At 38.8% G+C, this 15,750-nt stretch carries 19 protein-coding genes and 1 pseudogene; 16 read left to right on the forward strand and 4 right to left on the reverse strand.

Features of this window, described 5'->3' with window-relative positions:
- On the forward strand, positions 1 to 702 hold a 702-nt coding region (locus H8Z79_RS11985), incomplete at its 5' end, for a rhodanese-like domain-containing protein (protein ID WP_263970809.1).
- Between the two features lie 115 nt (positions 703 to 817).
- Here the strand turns inward: H8Z79_RS11985 and H8Z79_RS11990 are convergent.
- Positions 818 to 1,477: a Crp/Fnr family transcriptional regulator gene (locus tag H8Z79_RS11990; RefSeq protein WP_015541217.1), complete on the reverse strand. Its 660-nt coding sequence runs from the start codon at positions 1,475 to 1,477 to the stop codon at positions 818 to 820.
- Positions 1,478 to 1,578: 101 nt separating this feature from the next.
- Between H8Z79_RS11990 and H8Z79_RS11995 the strand changes: the two genes are divergently transcribed.
- Positions 1,579 to 1,791: a hypothetical protein gene (locus H8Z79_RS11995; RefSeq protein WP_225876981.1), complete on the forward strand. Its 213-nt coding sequence runs from the start codon at positions 1,579 to 1,581 to the stop codon at positions 1,789 to 1,791.
- Between the two features lie 109 nt (positions 1,792 to 1,900).
- Here H8Z79_RS11995 and H8Z79_RS12000 read toward each other — a convergent pair whose 3' ends face one another.
- The gene (locus tag H8Z79_RS12000) at positions 1,901 to 2,107 is read right to left on the reverse strand and encodes a type II toxin-antitoxin system HicB family antitoxin (RefSeq protein ID WP_015541218.1); all 207 of its coding nucleotides are present in this window, start codon (positions 2,105 to 2,107) and stop codon (positions 1,901 to 1,903) included.
- A gap of 229 nt (positions 2,108 to 2,336) precedes the next feature.
- Between H8Z79_RS12000 and H8Z79_RS12005 the strand changes: the two genes are divergently transcribed.
- The 5 genes and pseudogenes from H8Z79_RS12005 to H8Z79_RS12025 all read left to right on the forward strand — a co-directional run bounded on the left by H8Z79_RS12005 (position 2,337) and on the right by H8Z79_RS12025 (position 7,451).
- Complete coding sequence (locus H8Z79_RS12005) at positions 2,337 to 2,543, forward strand: excisionase (RefSeq protein WP_015541219.1); 207 nt, start codon at positions 2,337 to 2,339, stop codon at positions 2,541 to 2,543.
- Between the two features lie 78 nt (positions 2,544 to 2,621).
- Positions 2,622 to 3,829, forward strand: a pseudogene (locus H8Z79_RS17475) (tyrosine-type recombinase/integrase).
- Positions 3,830 to 4,515: 686 nt separating this feature from the next.
- Positions 4,516 to 5,154 carry a PBECR4 domain-containing protein gene (locus H8Z79_RS16935; RefSeq protein WP_225876982.1) on the forward strand — a complete coding sequence of 213 codons (639 nt, stop codon included), beginning with the start codon at positions 4,516 to 4,518 and terminating at the stop codon, positions 5,152 to 5,154.
- A gap of 658 nt (positions 5,155 to 5,812) precedes the next feature.
- Entirely contained in the window at positions 5,813 to 6,703 is an 891-nt protein-coding gene (locus tag H8Z79_RS12020) for a Fic family protein (RefSeq protein ID WP_118041587.1), read from the forward strand.
- Between the two features lie 88 nt (positions 6,704 to 6,791).
- Positions 6,792 to 7,451 (forward strand): GIY-YIG nuclease family protein, encoded by a 660-nt coding sequence (locus tag H8Z79_RS12025; RefSeq protein WP_118041585.1) that lies wholly within the window; start codon positions 6,792 to 6,794, stop codon positions 7,449 to 7,451.
- Here the strand turns inward: H8Z79_RS12025 and H8Z79_RS12030 are convergent.
- Positions 7,448 to 7,789 carry a restriction endonuclease subunit S domain-containing protein gene (locus H8Z79_RS12030; protein ID WP_187002857.1) on the reverse strand — a complete coding sequence of 114 codons (342 nt, stop codon included), beginning with the start codon at positions 7,787 to 7,789 and terminating at the stop codon, positions 7,448 to 7,450. The genes H8Z79_RS12025 and H8Z79_RS12030 overlap by 4 nt on opposite strands.
- 67 nt (positions 7,790 to 7,856) lie before the next feature.
- Here H8Z79_RS12030 and H8Z79_RS17305 point away from each other — a divergent pair, with 67 nt between their 5' ends.
- A complete protein-coding gene (locus H8Z79_RS17305) occupies positions 7,857 to 8,855 on the forward strand; it encodes a 3'-5' exonuclease (RefSeq protein WP_330607575.1) in 999 nt (332 codons plus the stop codon).
- Positions 8,856 to 8,928: 73 nt separating this feature from the next.
- Here H8Z79_RS17305 and H8Z79_RS12040 read toward each other — a convergent pair whose 3' ends face one another.
- On the reverse strand, positions 8,929 to 9,291 hold the full coding sequence (locus H8Z79_RS12040; RefSeq protein ID WP_187002861.1) for a hypothetical protein: 363 nt from the start codon (positions 9,289 to 9,291) through the stop codon (positions 8,929 to 8,931).
- Between H8Z79_RS12040 and H8Z79_RS12045 the strand changes: the two genes are divergently transcribed.
- The 8 genes from H8Z79_RS12045 (at position 9,292) to scfA (ending at position 15,691) form a co-directional block, all read left to right on the forward strand.
- Positions 9,292 to 9,906 (forward strand): site-specific integrase, encoded by a 615-nt coding sequence (locus tag H8Z79_RS12045; protein WP_225876983.1) that lies wholly within the window; start codon positions 9,292 to 9,294, stop codon positions 9,904 to 9,906.
- Between the two features lie 175 nt (positions 9,907 to 10,081).
- Entirely contained in the window at positions 10,082 to 10,558 is a 477-nt protein-coding gene (locus H8Z79_RS12050) for a low molecular weight protein-tyrosine-phosphatase (RefSeq protein ID WP_187002859.1), read from the forward strand.
- Positions 10,559 to 10,771: 213 nt separating this feature from the next.
- On the forward strand, positions 10,772 to 11,698 hold the full coding sequence (locus tag H8Z79_RS12055; protein ID WP_015541281.1) for a DUF5688 family protein: 927 nt from the start codon (positions 10,772 to 10,774) through the stop codon (positions 11,696 to 11,698).
- 94 nt (positions 11,699 to 11,792) lie between these two features.
- Positions 11,793 to 12,557 (forward strand): N-acetylmuramoyl-L-alanine amidase, encoded by a 765-nt coding sequence (locus H8Z79_RS12060; RefSeq protein ID WP_118040280.1) that lies wholly within the window; start codon positions 11,793 to 11,795, stop codon positions 12,555 to 12,557.
- A 25-nt stretch (positions 12,558 to 12,582) separates the two neighbouring features.
- Positions 12,583 to 13,167 carry a YdcF family protein gene (locus H8Z79_RS12065; protein ID WP_118040282.1) on the forward strand — a complete coding sequence of 195 codons (585 nt, stop codon included), beginning with the start codon at positions 12,583 to 12,585 and terminating at the stop codon, positions 13,165 to 13,167.
- Positions 13,168 to 13,515: 348 nt separating this feature from the next.
- Positions 13,516 to 15,063: a hypothetical protein gene (locus H8Z79_RS12070; protein WP_118040284.1), complete on the forward strand. Its 1,548-nt coding sequence runs from the start codon at positions 13,516 to 13,518 to the stop codon at positions 15,061 to 15,063.
- A 63-nt stretch (positions 15,064 to 15,126) separates the two neighbouring features.
- Entirely contained in the window at positions 15,127 to 15,477 is a 351-nt protein-coding gene (locus H8Z79_RS12075; RefSeq protein WP_015541284.1) for a TIGR04086 family membrane protein, read from the forward strand.
- A 73-nt stretch (positions 15,478 to 15,550) separates the two neighbouring features.
- On the forward strand, positions 15,551 to 15,691 hold the full coding sequence (gene scfA / locus H8Z79_RS12080; RefSeq protein WP_015541285.1) for a six-cysteine ranthipeptide SCIFF: 141 nt from the start codon (positions 15,551 to 15,553) through the stop codon (positions 15,689 to 15,691).
- Positions 15,692 to 15,750 lie beyond the last annotated feature (59 nt).

The following is a 15,750-nucleotide window of genomic DNA, read 5'->3' on the forward strand; positions in this document are numbered from 1 at the left end:
ATCAAAGTATTTGATATGACAGCAGCCACTACAGGTATCAATGAAACCAATGCCAAAAAGTCAGGATTAGAGGTAGATACAGTAATTCTTTCTCCTATGAGTCATGCCGGTTACTATCCCGGTGGAAAAGTGATGACCATGAAGGTGGTTTTTGAAAAAGAGACTTATCGCTTGCTTGGTGCTCAGATTATTGGATATGAAGGAGTTGATAAACGTATTGATGTACTGGCAACAGCAATTCATGCAGGGCTGAAGGCAACCCAGTTGAAAGATTTGGATCTCGCATATGCACCGCCTTATTCCTCTGCAAAGGATCCTGTAAATATGGCCGGATTCATGATAGACAATATAGCAAAAGGGACCTTAAAACAATGGCATCTGGAAGATATGGATAAGATTTCTAAAGATAAAAATGCTGTGTTGCTGGATGTGAGAACGGTAGATGAATTTAGCAGGGGGCATATTAATGGATTCAAAAATACTCCTGTAGATGAACTGAGGGAACGAATTAACGAAATTGAGAAAGGAAAGCCTGTGTATCTGATATGCCAAAGTGGTCTGCGCAGTTACATTGCCAGCCGTATTCTGGAAGGAAATGGATATGAAACATATAACTTTTCCGGTGGATTCCGCTTCTATGATGCAGTGGTTAATGACCGTACGCTGATCGAAAGGGCATATGCATGCGGTATGGATTATTAGAAATAAACAAATTTTTTATAGTTTAATCGTAGTATAAAAAGATCCCCCATTTATTAGAACGACTTTCATAATTCTGATAAATGGAGGATTCTTTAAATGTTATAGAAAAACAGTTTTATGATCTTTGTAGTGTTTCCAGTCTTTTCGAATCAAGGATTGTGATTTTGCCGCGTGAGAGTTTGACGAGTCTTTCGCCTTGAAAGTATCGAAGCATTCGAGTGATAACTTCTCTGTGGGAACCAAGATGGTTTGCGATAGTTTCGTGAGTGATTTTCAGCTCATTTGTTCCTTCGATAGAGGTTTCTTCTAAAAGAAATGAAGCAACACGCTTATCCAGACTCTTCCACATGATTTGTTCAATCAGCCACATGACATCAGAAAAACGGGTAGCCATTAACTCATTGGTATAGTTTGCGACGGAAGCAGATTCTTTCATGATGTCCTTATAGATTTCAGCAGGGATGATCCAAAGATCAGTATCTTTTTCTGCTTCAATGGTTACTTCAAATTGAATGGAGCGTATGATACATGAGGCGGATAAAAGACACATATCCATATCGAACAGACGGTAAAGTGTAATTTCTCGTCCTTCATCTGAAAGTATGTAGGTTCGAAGCTGCCCGGATTTAACCAGTAATAATCCAGTACAGTCAAGGTTTCCGTTGTGAATGATCGTTCCTTTTTTTACATCCCGTGTGATTAAATTGTCTGAAATTAGTTTTTTCTGTGCTGTATTTAAGTCATTCCATAGTGGAAAATAATTTTCGAAGCTCATAAAAGTTATCTCCTTTACGAACATAGTATACTGGATTTTTTAAGATACGTCAATTATATAATTGACATATGCCATAAATAAAAATATACGGATTATAATACATGACTGTTGTAGATAGACGATGGCAGTCTGCACTGGCATTGACTTTGCCAGAGATTTGCGGAGGTATTGCTTTCCCGGAAATTGTTAAACATTATCGATATGGCCGGGTTATGCTGGATCGGCAAAAAAATCCGACTCGTGATGTGGGAACCCAATATATCCGCTGGTTTGATGAATATGCAGGGGACCACTTTAAATATGGTAAGGGGTAAAATATCGTTTGCGACAACATATAAAATTGCTTTTAATTAGTTTATGGTGATGAGCTTTCAATTTTGAATGCCAGGTTCGATGTAATCAGAGTAGTTAAACTGCTGCCCCTTAAAAATTCTCTATCCCGAATGATGTTTCTGGGATTTTCCTGCTTGCTGCCCTGGCCGTTTCTATCCATTCACTGATCACATTTTTCACATTTTCAAATGCCTCGTTAGGCGTCCTTCCATCCGCCATACATCCTAGCAGATCTGGAACGGTCACAATATAGCAATTTTCTTTTGCGGAATATTTCATCACTATACAATAATTCATCAAAATCCCTCCAAACAAATTAAACTATAAACAGTATAGCATAAAATTTAGAATTGAAAATAGAATGGATTATTATTTGTTAGGCAAATGATTAAAAACAGAAGAAAAACAGATAAAATACGAAAAAAATGGAGAGATTACAAGACACTATCTGATTTTTTCCTGTTTTTCATAAAAAATCACATATTAATACCGATAAAAAGATTTTGAAGAAAATGGAGGTATTAATATGATTACAAAGAATGAAGTCCCGCTCTGGAAAAAATATGCACTTACCCTTTCAGAGGCTGCTCAGTATTTTGGGATTGGCGAAAGAAAACTGCAGCAGATTGCAGATGATAACCGTGATACCGGTATTGTGATATATAACGGTGTCAAGTTGTTATTCAAACGTGAGAGATTTTCTGAATGGCTGAATGAAGTAAATTCGATTTGAGAGCGTGATGACAAAAGGACACCAGTATGATATTATAATTTTACTGGTGCCCTTTTTATATGAAAGGGTAGTTTGTATATGAAAAAGGTTAGCACAAAAAGACGTGATAGTAAAGGAAGGATTTTGCAAAACGGCGAAAGTCAAATGTCGGACGGACGTTATCGATATTTCTATTACGTCGGCGGTAAACAGAAAAATTTGTATTCCTGGAAATTGGAAAAGAATGACCGGTTACCGGCAGGAAAAAGGGAATGCGTAGCACTGCGCGAGAGAGAAAAAGAACTGCAGTTACAAAACTTACAGGGCGTTAATCCTGAAAAAATGACAGTTCTTGAACTGGTGGAAAGATATCTTGCAATCAAAGATTTAAGTGTAAAAAAGACTACAAAAGCAGGACACCAGACAGTGTTAAATGTCTTGAAGAAAGAGAAGTTTGCACAGATGGAAATTAGCAAAGTGAAGGTATCTGATGCAAAGCTATTTCTCATCAAATTGCAGCAGGAGGATGGGAAGAGTTACAGTACGATTCATATATCATCCGGGGTGTATTAAGACCTGCTTTCCAGATGGCGCTTGAAGATGATCTCATTTTAAGAAATCCGTTTGAGTTTCAGGTATCAGTAGTGTTGGTAAATGATTCCGTAACCAGAGAAGCAATCACTGTAGACCAAATGCGGAAATTCTTAAACTTTGTAAAGGAAGATGAGCATTTCAGCAGGTATTATGAGGCATTTTATATTCTGTTCCATACCGGCATGCGTATTTCGGAATTTTGCGGATTGACGGTAAAAGATCTGAATATGAAGGAAGGCAAAATTAATATTGACCATCAGCTTATGAGATGGTCTGATATGAAATACGGAATAGAAAGCCCCAAGACTAATGCCGGAACCAGGCAGATCCCGATGACGTCTGAAGTTTATGAATGCTTCAAAATTATTTTGGAGCAGCGTAAAAAATACAAGGTTGAGCCGGTTATCGATGGCTACAGGGGATTCCTGTTTTTGGATAAAAACAAAATGCCGTTGGTGGCATTGCACTGGGAGAAGTATTTTCAACACGCTGTCGAAAAATATAACAGTATTTATAAAGCGCAGCTTCCAAAGATCACGCCTCATGTATGTCGACACACCTACTGTAGCAATCAGGCGCGTGCCGGCATGAATCCAAAAACACTGCAGTACCTGATGGGACATTCTGATATCGGGGTTACACTCAATACATATACTCATATCAAATACGACGACGCTAAAGATGAAGTTCTTAAAATGGCTGGAAGTCGCTAAAAATGTGTAATGTTAAGAGTTTTCAATTTAACATGATTGACGACAGAGATATGAAGAGATATGAGGAGTTATGCAGAATTACACCAGAAACACAAAAATCCGGAAATGCTTGTAAAATCGGCATAAATCCGCATAAGTCAGCATAAAGGAGTATAAGTCAACAATGATAAAAGTACTTTTCGTATGCCACGGCAGTGTTTAAGGGATGCCGTGAAAGCCTTGGTTTTAAAGGATTTTTTGATGATTGACGAATAATTTGCACCTTATTTATACCTTAGGAAGACCGGATCGGAATAATAGAGAAAATAAAGAAATAGATAAATATAACAGGAAGCAATTTTGTCATATTGGAAATAATTAGAATTTGCTGAACCGTGCTGATTTTTTTGATTGATTGAGTATAATAAAAGTAAGAACAGAAATGTTCTCGATGTAAGAGCATCGTTAAAAGTTGGGCTGCAGATGGAGCAGGATAAAATTCCATCTCATTAGATGTCTTAACTGGGCATCGAGCTTGGCAACTTGGATAAAGTTGTAGTCCACGTGGGGGACTTAATGATTTCCACGTCGTTATTGATATCTTAACTGGATATCGAGGCTGACAACCAGCAGAAAACTCTTTTACAAAAGTAATTCTCAGAAGAGTGTGGTTAAATGCCACACTCTTCTTTGCGTATAAGGTATAAATGGCAACAAAGGTAGATAAGAAAAACGCAATACGACAAGGTATTATAGAGGCGGCAATTGTATATAGCCAGAGTTTGGCGGGTAAAACATTTCTGTATGTATATGGAGATGAATATTTTGAAGCTTCTTTTCCGGTGGATCATTTTCTGCATTTAACAGGAGTGGAGACAATACTTTCTGCAAAGGATTTTTATAGGAATGCAAAAAAGGCTATTCTTACAAATAATCAGTTCTATTTTGATGCAAGACATATATATGCAAATGCCAAAAAGAAACTGCCATGTTTGAAGCGATTGCCAGAATTAACAAATGAGATGGTTTGTGTTCTTAAGGATATGCAGACTATGACAATTACATATAAGCTCAGCGTTACAAATTTGGAATTTACATTGGGGCTGACAGAAAACACAGATAGAGGTGGAAACAAGATTAATGATTTTTTCTTGCCAATGTCTTTGCGAGTTAAAGATTCATCTGTTGAAAAGAGTGGTGATGGAGAAATCGTAGATTTCATTTTTTCAAAGGATGCCAGTGTGGCGAAGTATGATATTTTATTGGTTGAAGATAAGGATAAGAAAATTCCAGATTGCATAAAGCATTTGATTAGTGACAGCTTTTATTATGAAGCAAATGAATAATTACATATAAAATAATCAGAGCATCGGGGAACTGGTGCTTTTTGTTTTGTAGGGAAATAGGAGTTATTGTATATGTTTAGACAGGACAAATTAGAAAGGAAGATCCTTCTACCGTAGCAGATGACAACTTTCATTTCATGACTGCTTTTTCTCTTGTCCGCCAACTGATCGGTACCCGAAGTTGTCCGGAAAAAATCGGATTTTATGTGTCAGTTTACGTGATAGGCATATAGTTCATATATCATTGAAACGGCACTCCAGTTGCTCTAATCTTCTAAATCGTCAGTTTTCTGGCAAATTATCACAAAATATTGTGATGTAAATCTTTGATACTACTGAATATACTACTAGCGAACGAAAAATGATGCTTGTTTTACATATAATCACAAAATTTGAGTGAAAAAAGTCTTATGGTCATGTGCGAAAATGAAGGTAAAACTTAGTAGACGATATAATGTATAAATTCATAATTTGAAAGAATATTAACTATTTATAGGCATCCGTTTTAATGAATCTATCTGAATAGGAAATAGTTGCTATATCGGCTAAAAAAACAGCACAATAGATAAAATGAATGGTGTTTTTGCCGATAGTGTGATATACTAATTAGTAGATTAGTACGTTTTGGATTTAATTTATGATGGATGGAGGGTGGCAGATGAAATACCTTTTAGTTGCTGAAATAGCAAAAAAATGGAATATGTCAGAACGTAGTGTTAGAAATTACTGTTCCCAGGGGCGTGTGAACGGTGCATTTCTTACTGGTAAGACATGGAACATTCCAGAAAACGCAGAAAAACCGGAGCGCACCAACAAAAGAAAAGAAGAGCCGATTACTCTGTTGGATATTCTGAAAGAGCAGAAGGCAAGTAAATATTTCGGTGGGATTTATCATAAGACACAGATTGATTTGACCTATAACTCTAACCATATGGAGGGAAGCCGCCTGACACACGATCAAACCAGATATATCTTTGAAACCAATACTATTGGCGTAGAAAAAGAAGTGCTGAATGTGGATGATGTGATCGAAACGGCAAATCACTTCCGGTGCATTGACATGATTATTGATCATGCAAAAGCAGCTTTGACGGAGAAATTCATCAAAGAACTTCATTTGGTTTTGAAGAATGGCACCAGCGATTCTAGAAAAGATTGGTTTGCTGTTGGTAATTATAAGAAACTTCCGAATGAAGTCGGTGGCAGGAATACAGCCCTTCCAGAAGAAGTTCCCGATAAAATGAAGGCCTTGCTGACGGAATACAACGCCAAAGAAGAAAAGACCTTTGCGGATATTCTGGACTTCCATGTGAAGTTTGAGCGGATTCATCCGTTCCAGGACGGCAACGGTCGTGTGGGCAGATTGATTATGTTTAAGGAGTGTATGAAATACAATATTGTTCCGTTCATTATTGAGGATAATTTGAAGCTGTTCTATTATCGTGGATTGAAGGAATGGGACAACGAAAAAGGTTATCTGACCGATACCTGTCTGACAGCACAAGATAAGTATAAGGCGTATTTGAATTATTTTAGGATTGAATATTAAACGAGCTAATTTCCAGACTATATAATAGGTAAAATGACTTTTGGGAAAAGGCAAACAAAGAATTGAGTTATAAATGGAGAAAGCGGATATGAATGACAAAAAAGGTGTAATATATATTCTCACAAATCCTTCTTTTCCAGATTATGTGAAAATAGGATATGCAGATAATATAGATAAACGATTGAAACAATTGAATCGCAGCGAATGTATTCCATTCGCATTCCGAGTATATGCGACATACGAAGTGAATTCAAGATTGTCAGATTTGAAGTTACATGCGATTATTGATAAGTTGAATCCTGATTTACGTTCTGTTGATGAATTTAATGGTCAGAAAAGAGTGCGTGAATTCTACGCAATGAAGCCAGAAGAAGCATACGCAATTTTGGAGGCAATGGCAGAAATTCACGATTGCAAGGAGAATCTGAAATTAGTTGTTCCAAGTGATGTAGAAGCACAGGAGGAACAGTTGGCACAGGAAATTGACACAGAGAGCCATGAAAAAGCGGAGAATTTTTCATTTGCAAAATGTCAGATTTCTGTTGGAGAAGAAATTGAATATTATGATGATCCAAGTATTAAGTGCAAGGTTGTTGGGGACAGAAAAGTGGAGTATCAAGGAAAAGAAATGTCGTTGACAGCTGCTGCAAAACTCATATCTGGAAAGAAATATTCGATTGCAGGTCCGAGATTTTTTAAATATAAAGGCGAGTGGTTAAATGATATTAGGGCTCGTATAGGATTTTAACTTTTACAAATGATGTTCCGATAATGAGAATTATCCCTTCTGAAAATAACGGATTCGTGCTTATCACGTTTGATTTTACCTTCTTGAATCAGTTTCTCTTTCTCAGCACGAATGCGTTCCAAAAGAACGGAGGCTGGTTCAGCGTTAGGGTCTTGTGGTACAAGTTTACCTTGAATGGCTTCTTGGAGAATGGATTTTTTAAGTCGCTCTGGGAAAATATTGTTCAAATGTTTTGATTTTGAATCGACTGTGCCATATTCAATTACATGAACCATAACTGCATTAAGTTTTTCAACAATGCGAATTTGCTCATCCGCTGGAGGGATTGGTACAAGCATATTTCCCAGTGTTTTTCCATTGCAGTTATATTGATGATGCAGGGAATTATATAACAGGGAAGATACGATATCTGTTGAGTTAAAAAATAATTATAGAAGTAACCAAGATATTATTGATGGCTCTGAGATTGTATTAAATCTCCCGAGACATTATCATGCAATGACAAGGGAGGACGAGGAAGCGGAATATAGATTTATTTCTTGCAATAATGGGTTAGAGGAACAGTTCGATTTTTTTGCGAAAAAGATTGTTCCGGAATGTATTGAAAAAGAGATACCTTTGGAAGAAATAGCGGTGTTGCTTTCCAGTAATGATAGTTGCAAAGATTTAGGCTTAAAGTGTATAGAACACAATATACCATATTATATATCAAGGCATAATTTTGAACGAACTGATTTTGTAAAATGGCTAGAAGAATGTTCTGTTTGGATAAACAATAAAGAAAAGGCTTCTTTTGATGATATTTTTCAATATTGGGAAACTCTTGTTTTACAACATCAAAATACAAAATATAAGAGCGAAAATGATAGATTGAAAATGAAACATCAATTATTATGTGTTCTACAGGATAGTATAGCGTTTAAAGATGAATTGAATGAATGGATTAAATACATTTTATCTGAATTAAGAATAAAAGATTTGCTTATAGATTCTGATATTATACCGGATGAATGGGAAAATCTTAAGAGTTTGTTGGAAGAGGTGGCAGAAGATAAATATAGTGATTTTGATACTAATAAGTTTTCAAAGATAGGAAAGCCAGATAACCAAATAGCAATATCAACACGGCATAGTTCAAAAGGGTTGGAGTTTGAGGTTGTTATAATGATGGGAATGGAAGAACGACATTTCCCCGGGTGGTGGACTGATAATGATCCAGAAGCGTTAAGAGAGTCAAATAGAATCTGTTTTGTTTGTGTAAGTCGTGCAAAAAGAGTGTGTATTTTGATGCATTCAAATTACTATAATGAAATGGATTATAGATATAACGAAATCCGTTGTAAAAGATACTATCCGTCGAGATATTTGTTGCAACTAAAACAAAAATTTGATAGACATCCATAGATTGTTGATGTAAGTGAAACAGCCAGAAAGTTGTTAAGATAAATTCTGGCTGTTTGCTTTAGCTATTGGTTAATTATATAATGCCTCTATTGGATTTGATAATCTTCATGCATTCTTCGGACATAATAGCTTTTTTGAATTTGCAACCACAAATTGCTAGTCCCGGTGTATAGCAAATCTCATCCTTAAAGGTGCCAGTTTTTGCATTGACAGGGAATAAACGATAGGTTTCTGTGCAACAAATAAAATGGTTATTAGATATTGGAATAGCAAAGTCCCATGTTGTCGAGCCACCATTAGAAAGTTCGGGGGTATTCTTATAATCAAAAATATCATAGGAATCGGGGTTGTCTTTAAGATTGTTCCAGTAGAAAATTAATTCGTAATCATGTATAAACATGGCCTTTTTGTAAGAGAGGCAATTACGCTGGATCAAATGAGAAAATTCCTGAACTTTGTAAAGGAAGACAAACACTTTAGTCGGTACTATGAAGCGTTTTATATCTTGTTTCATACTGGCATGAGAATTTCGGAATTTTGCGGATTGACGGTAAAAGATCTGAATATGAAGGAACGCAAAATTAATATTGACCATCAGCTTATGAGATGGTCCGATATGAAATACGGAATAGAAAGCACCAAGACTAATGCCGGAACCAGGCAGATCCCAATGACGTCTGAAGTTTATGAATGCTTCAAAATTATTTTGGAGCAGCGTAAAAAATACAAGGTTGAGCCGGTTATCGATGGCTACAGGAGATTCCTGTTTTTGGATAAAAACAAAATGCCGTTGGTGGCATTGCACTGGGAGAAGTATTTTCAACACGCTGTCGAAAAATATAACAGTATCTATAAAGCGCAGCTTCCAAAGATTACGCCTCATGTATGTCGACACACCTACTGTAGCAATCAGGCGCGTGCCGGCATGAATCCAAAAACACTGCAGTACCTGATGGGACATTCTGATATCGGGGTTACACTCAATACATATACTCATATCAAATACGACGACGCTAAAGATGAAGTTCTTAAAATGGCTGGAAGTCGCTAAAAATGTGTAATGTTAAAAGTTTTCAATTTAACATGATTTTTACCATGATTGACGACAGAGATATGAAGAGATATGAGGAGTTATGCAGAATTACACCAGAAACACAAAAATCCGGAAATGCCTGTAAAATCGGCATAAATCCGCATAAGTCAGCATAAAGGAGTATAAGTCTGAAATGATAAAAGTACTATTTGTCTGCCACGGCAATATCTGCCGTTCACCCATGGCCGAATTTATCTTTAAGGATATGCTTGCTCGTCGCGGCATGGCCGACAAATTTTACGTCGCTTCTGCGGCGACGAGCACGGAGGAAATCTGGAATGGAATCGGCAATCCGGTGTATCCGCCGGCGAAGCGGGAACTTGCAAAACATGGAATATCATGCGAGGGAAAACGTGCAGTACAGCTTCAGAAAGCCGATTATGATAAATATGATTATCTGATCGGTATGGAAGAACGGAATCGCAGAAATATGCTTCGGATTCTTGGAGGCGATCTGGAAGGAAAGGTAAGTCTTCTGCTGGATTATGCTGAGCGTCACGGAGATATTGCGGATCCGTGGTATACCGGTGATTTTACCACGACTTATTCTGATATTGTCAGAGGCTGTGAGGGATTTCTTACAGTTCTTGGACAGGAGGGAAAGCAGTAAAAACAGCACTTTCGGACATTTGTCTGTCGACCTTTTGTGAGAAACCTCTGCTGAGCGCGGAATATGTCGAACGAATTTTGTTTACAGAAAGTCAAATATGCTGTATGCTCAATGCATAGCAACTCTTAGAGGGAGCGTCTGCTTCCTCTTTTTATTCAAATCTATATTTCATGGGCATGTCGCCCGAATATTCAGAAAGATGAGGAAATCTATATGGAAAAGAATTATGAAACATTTGTAAACAACCTTCGTGAGAGACTGCTTGAGGCAACAGGATATCAGGAGGAAATGATCTGTTACAAGGCGGCCGAGGAATATCCGCCTACAGATGGAGATCGCCTGCTTTTGAAGAATCGGCAGCGGGAAGGTGTATATGAAGTATGTGCGCTTTATGTAAGGGATCTTTATGACTGGAATCAGAACGGAGCAACGATGGAGCGAATTGTGCAGGAGATCATGCATCGGCTGGATGCTATTGTCAAATCGGAATGCTTTGCGAAGAGCAAAAATCTGGAAGACTATGAAAAGATCAAAGATGATCTGTTTATTCGTCTTCTGAATGTCGGGAAAAACAGAGAAGAGTTAAACGATGCAATTTTCCGTACGATTGGAGACATTGCTCTGGTTCTTTATGCTCGAATGGGAGAATTGGATGGATGTAGTACCAGTGTAAAGATTAAGCGGCATATTTTCGAGAAGTGGAATAAAGATGAACAGATGACGTTTAATGATGCGTTATTGAATACATATTTTATTTCACCGCCGAGGATCTATTGCTGGGAAAAACTGATCTGCAATATGGATTATGAAGGCGAAAATTTTATGAATCTGTTATTTGACGGGCCATTAAAGAAGAGTGCAATCGGGAATTGCCTGAGTACTGCGACGCGTACCAATGGAGCTGTTGCGGTGTTCCTGCCGGGTGTTGCACAGCGTCTGAGTGATTTGCTGGATGGTGGATTTTATATGGTATTTACAAGTGTACACGAAGTGATGATCCACAGCGAAAAAACAGCGGATCCTGAGGATTTGAAACGGGTTCTGGCAGATACAGTGCGTGATACGACTCCGGAAGAAGATTTCCTAACATATTATGTGTACCATTATAATCGTGAGACAGGACAGTTTACATACTATTGATTGACATATTTTTAGATTCTCCCGGATTTTACATGCAGGGAAAATTTTTATGCCGTCTGCATATACTAATTAAAAAGCAGTCAGGAGAGCAGAAGTGGCATATAAGATCGTATTGGATGCCGGGCACGGGGGTACGGATCCGGGAGCTATATATAAGGAAAAAAAAGAAAAGGATGATAATCTTGCTCTGACGCTTGCTGTTGGCAAAATCCTTGAAGACAACGGCGTGGATGTGGTATATACTAGAACCGAAGATGTTTATCAGACTCCATTTGAGAAGGCGCGCATTGCAAATCAGTCGGGCGCTGATTATTTTATTTCGTTTCACCGGAACAGCAGCCCAGAAGATAATCAATATCAGGGTGTGGAAGTCCTTGTATATGATAAAAGCGGAATAAAATATGAGATGGCGCAGAATATCGTTGGTGCGCTTGGAGAACTTGGATTTCGGGAAATAGGAGTAAAGGAGCGGCCGGGACTTGTGGTGCTTCGACGCACACGGATGCCGGCACTTCTGATCGAAACCGGCTTCCTGAATTCGGATGAGGACAATAAATTATACGATGAAAAGCAAAATGAGATTGCCGAAGCTATAGCCGGAGCAATTCTTGGAACGCTTTCAGAAGAAACAATAGAGGCACCGGTTTATTACCGGGTGCAGACCGGTGCGTATCGCAACAGGGAAAACGCAGACCGTATGCTGTATCAGCTGAATGATCAGGGCTATCCGGCGTTCCTTTTATATGAAAATGATCTGTACAAAGTTCAGGTAGGCGCTTTTCAGCAGCTTGGTAATGCCATTAATATGGAGCAGCGGCTGCGTGATGACGACTACAGCACAGTAATCGTGACAAAATAAATATCACACAAAGGAGAAAGAATATATGTACCACAGATTTATAGAGCAGATCAGTGAATTTATTTTTGCTGAAGATGAACCGGAAAAAGCGGATATCATTTTTATCCCGGGGAATGGTTATTCACAGATGGCGGAAAAGGCTGCAGCCCTATATGGGGAAAAATATGCGCCATTTGTCCTTCCGAGTGGAAAATACAGCATCACTGTTGACAAATTTTGCGGAGTGTTGTCGGGTCAGGAACGATATAACGGCAATTACAGGACGGAATGGGAATTTTTAAAGGATGTTTTAGTGAAAAATCATGTTCCGGACGAAGTAATTCTTAAGGAAGATCAGGCAACTTTCACATGGGAAAATGCCAGATTATCTCGCGAAGTCACGGACAAAGCGGGAATAGAAATAAAAAAAGCACTGTTATGCTGCAAAAATTATCATGCGAGAAGAGCACTGATGTATTATCAGAGGGCATACCCGGAAGTAGAATTTCGGGTATGCCCATGTTGTGTTGACGGAGTTACGAAAGAAAATTGGATGAACGCTGAGGAAAGCATCCAATCTGTTTTGGGAGAGGTACAGAGAATTGTCACACAATTCTCCCTGATGATGTAATTGTTACTGTTTACAGGTAATATCCCGCGAGGTGTTTTGCCATGAATATGGCAAAATCCCGAGACATACGGGGCAAAATCCCATCACCGAAGGTGCTTTGTAATCTGTGGGAATATAAAAAAAATAATTTTGGGGTGTCGAAAAAAGTAGAACTGTGATATAATGTCTGTGTCGTAAAATGAAAGATTGTGTTACAAAAAAATTACAAAGAGATAAAAATACGATATATTGATTGAGGATGTATTTCATAAAAAAGTAAAAACATCCACTATAAATAGACTAAAGCAGACATTAATTCATGTTTAAATAGATTGAGGTGTATAGATTATGATGAAAAAGAGGAAGAATATGCAGTTTTTTGCTGTAGCGGCACTCTCGGCAGCACTTGTAACAAGTCAGTTTACTTACGTTCCGGTTATGGCAGAAAGTACAGCAGAAGTTCAGGCCAGCAGCCTGATTCCTGATAATGTTACAGTGGAACAGCCGGTTCCTCTTTCTGAAATTTCTCTTCCGAAGAGTGATTATGGTACATTGTCATGGGTGGACAGTTCCAGCGTTCCATCTAAGCGAGTACAGTCTTATGATGTGGTTTTTCGCCCGTACAATACAGCAGATCTTGCGAAGTTTTCCGGATGGGATGGTCAGTCGGATGTGATTTACAGCAGCGTGACGGTAGTTGTCAGCAGTTTCAGTAAGGATATAGATTACACAGACAGCAGTTATGAGAACTCGGATTCTCAGGAAACACAGGAGAATGGAAATACAGGAGAAAACGGTGAAGATAAGACGACAGAGATACCGGGAAGCACAGAAATATCAGATAATGATGAGGTAAGAGATCAGGACACACCAGATACAGTTGATGAGGATACTAAGGCAGATGATGCATTGAACAAGGCTCAGGATACAGAAGAAACACCTGAAAATAAAGATACTTCAGCTGATACAGAGAAAAAGGATTCCGCAGATATGGCAGAGACACCGGAAGCTACAGTCGCACCGGATACTCCAACAGTAACGGAAATCCCGGAGACTACAGAGATGCCGGAGGTTACAGACACACCAGATACCACGGAAACACCGGAAATTACCGAAGCACCGGAGTCTGATAAAGACAATATTTTTGACGGTACTGAGAAGAACATTACTCCGGATGAGCGTGCACAGACAGTAACAGATGAAGAACCGTCCGATGAAGAAAAGATCGAACTTGCAGCAACAAACCATACCTGCAACGGTATTTCTGTATCAGGAATTAACCTTCCGTGGTATGTACAGTTCCGTGCGGCAAGTGGCGAGAACTATGAATTCAGTAATGAAGCAGAGGCAAATCTGTTTAAAGCCTACGAATTTGAGCTTTGGGATCTGAAAAATAACACAGAATATGAAATCCCGGACGGGGAATATATCAGTGTGACCGTTCCGGTCAAAGCAGGGTATGACTATACCATCGAGCATCTTCTGGACAGCGGTGCGATGGAGAAGATCGTTCCAAGTGTGGATGGAAGCACAATGGTATTCAGCACACATTCATTCAGCCCATTTGGAATCGCTGGAAGCAAGACGCTGGTAGGTGAAGAAATTGAGGATGGAAGCTATTCTTCCGGAGCGACAACCAAAAGTTCTGCGACAGTAGGCCCGACGAGTGCAGCTTCATCATCTACAGCGACTTCTACGAATAGCAGTACAGCGGGAACATCTGTGCAGTCGTCTTCTGACCAGAGTAGTCAGAATGCTACAGATACTTTGACTTCGGATCAGGGGACACAGAATGGAAGCAGTTCTGTGAAGGCAGTATCTACAGGAGACAACACACCGATTCTTCCGTTTGTGATTATCGGAATCGCGGCGGCAGTGATCGTTGCAGTGCTTGTATACCTTAAGAAGAGAAAGTAAATTTTAGATTTTGTACATATGAAGAAAAAGCCCTCCATATATTTCAGTATGGGAGGGCTTTTTATGCAGATAAAAACAATCTTGAGATCTTTACTTCTGGCATATGCATTATCGGGAATATGCCTCCTGCTTCTTGCGCTGATAGTATTTAAACTTGATATCGGGCAGGAAATCGTAACAGTGGGAATTCTTGTGATTTATGTAGTTTCCTGTCTGGCGGGCGGCTTTTTGTCTGGAAAACTCATGCGGCAAAATAAATACAAGTGGGGATTTCTGGTAGGACTGTGTTATTTTGTACTGCTTATGATCGTTTCATTTGCAGTGCAGAGGCAATGGGATATGAGTGCACAGCATGCGATTACGACGTTTTTTATGTGTCTGGGAGGCGGCACGCTGGGCGGCATGCTCTCGTGAAAAAAAGACTTTTATTTAGGGTGGTTTTATGCTATACTGTCTCCAGATAACTATACATAAGGAGGGATATATAATGGAACATATCAAAACATTAAATACAAAGAATCTGCAGAACACAGTGAAAAAAGGCGGCTGCGGTGAATGTCAGACATCTTGCCAGTCAGCATGCAAAACTTCCTGTACTGTAGGAAATCAGAGCTGCGAGAACAAATAAGCAGGTTCAGAACAATCAGTTAAGCAGCGGAGTGAAATCCGCTGCTTATTCTTACGTTA

It is taken from the genome of Blautia intestinalis (assembly GCF_014297355.1).
Classification (GTDB): domain Bacteria; phylum Bacillota; class Clostridia; order Lachnospirales; family Lachnospiraceae; genus Blautia_A; species Blautia_A intestinalis.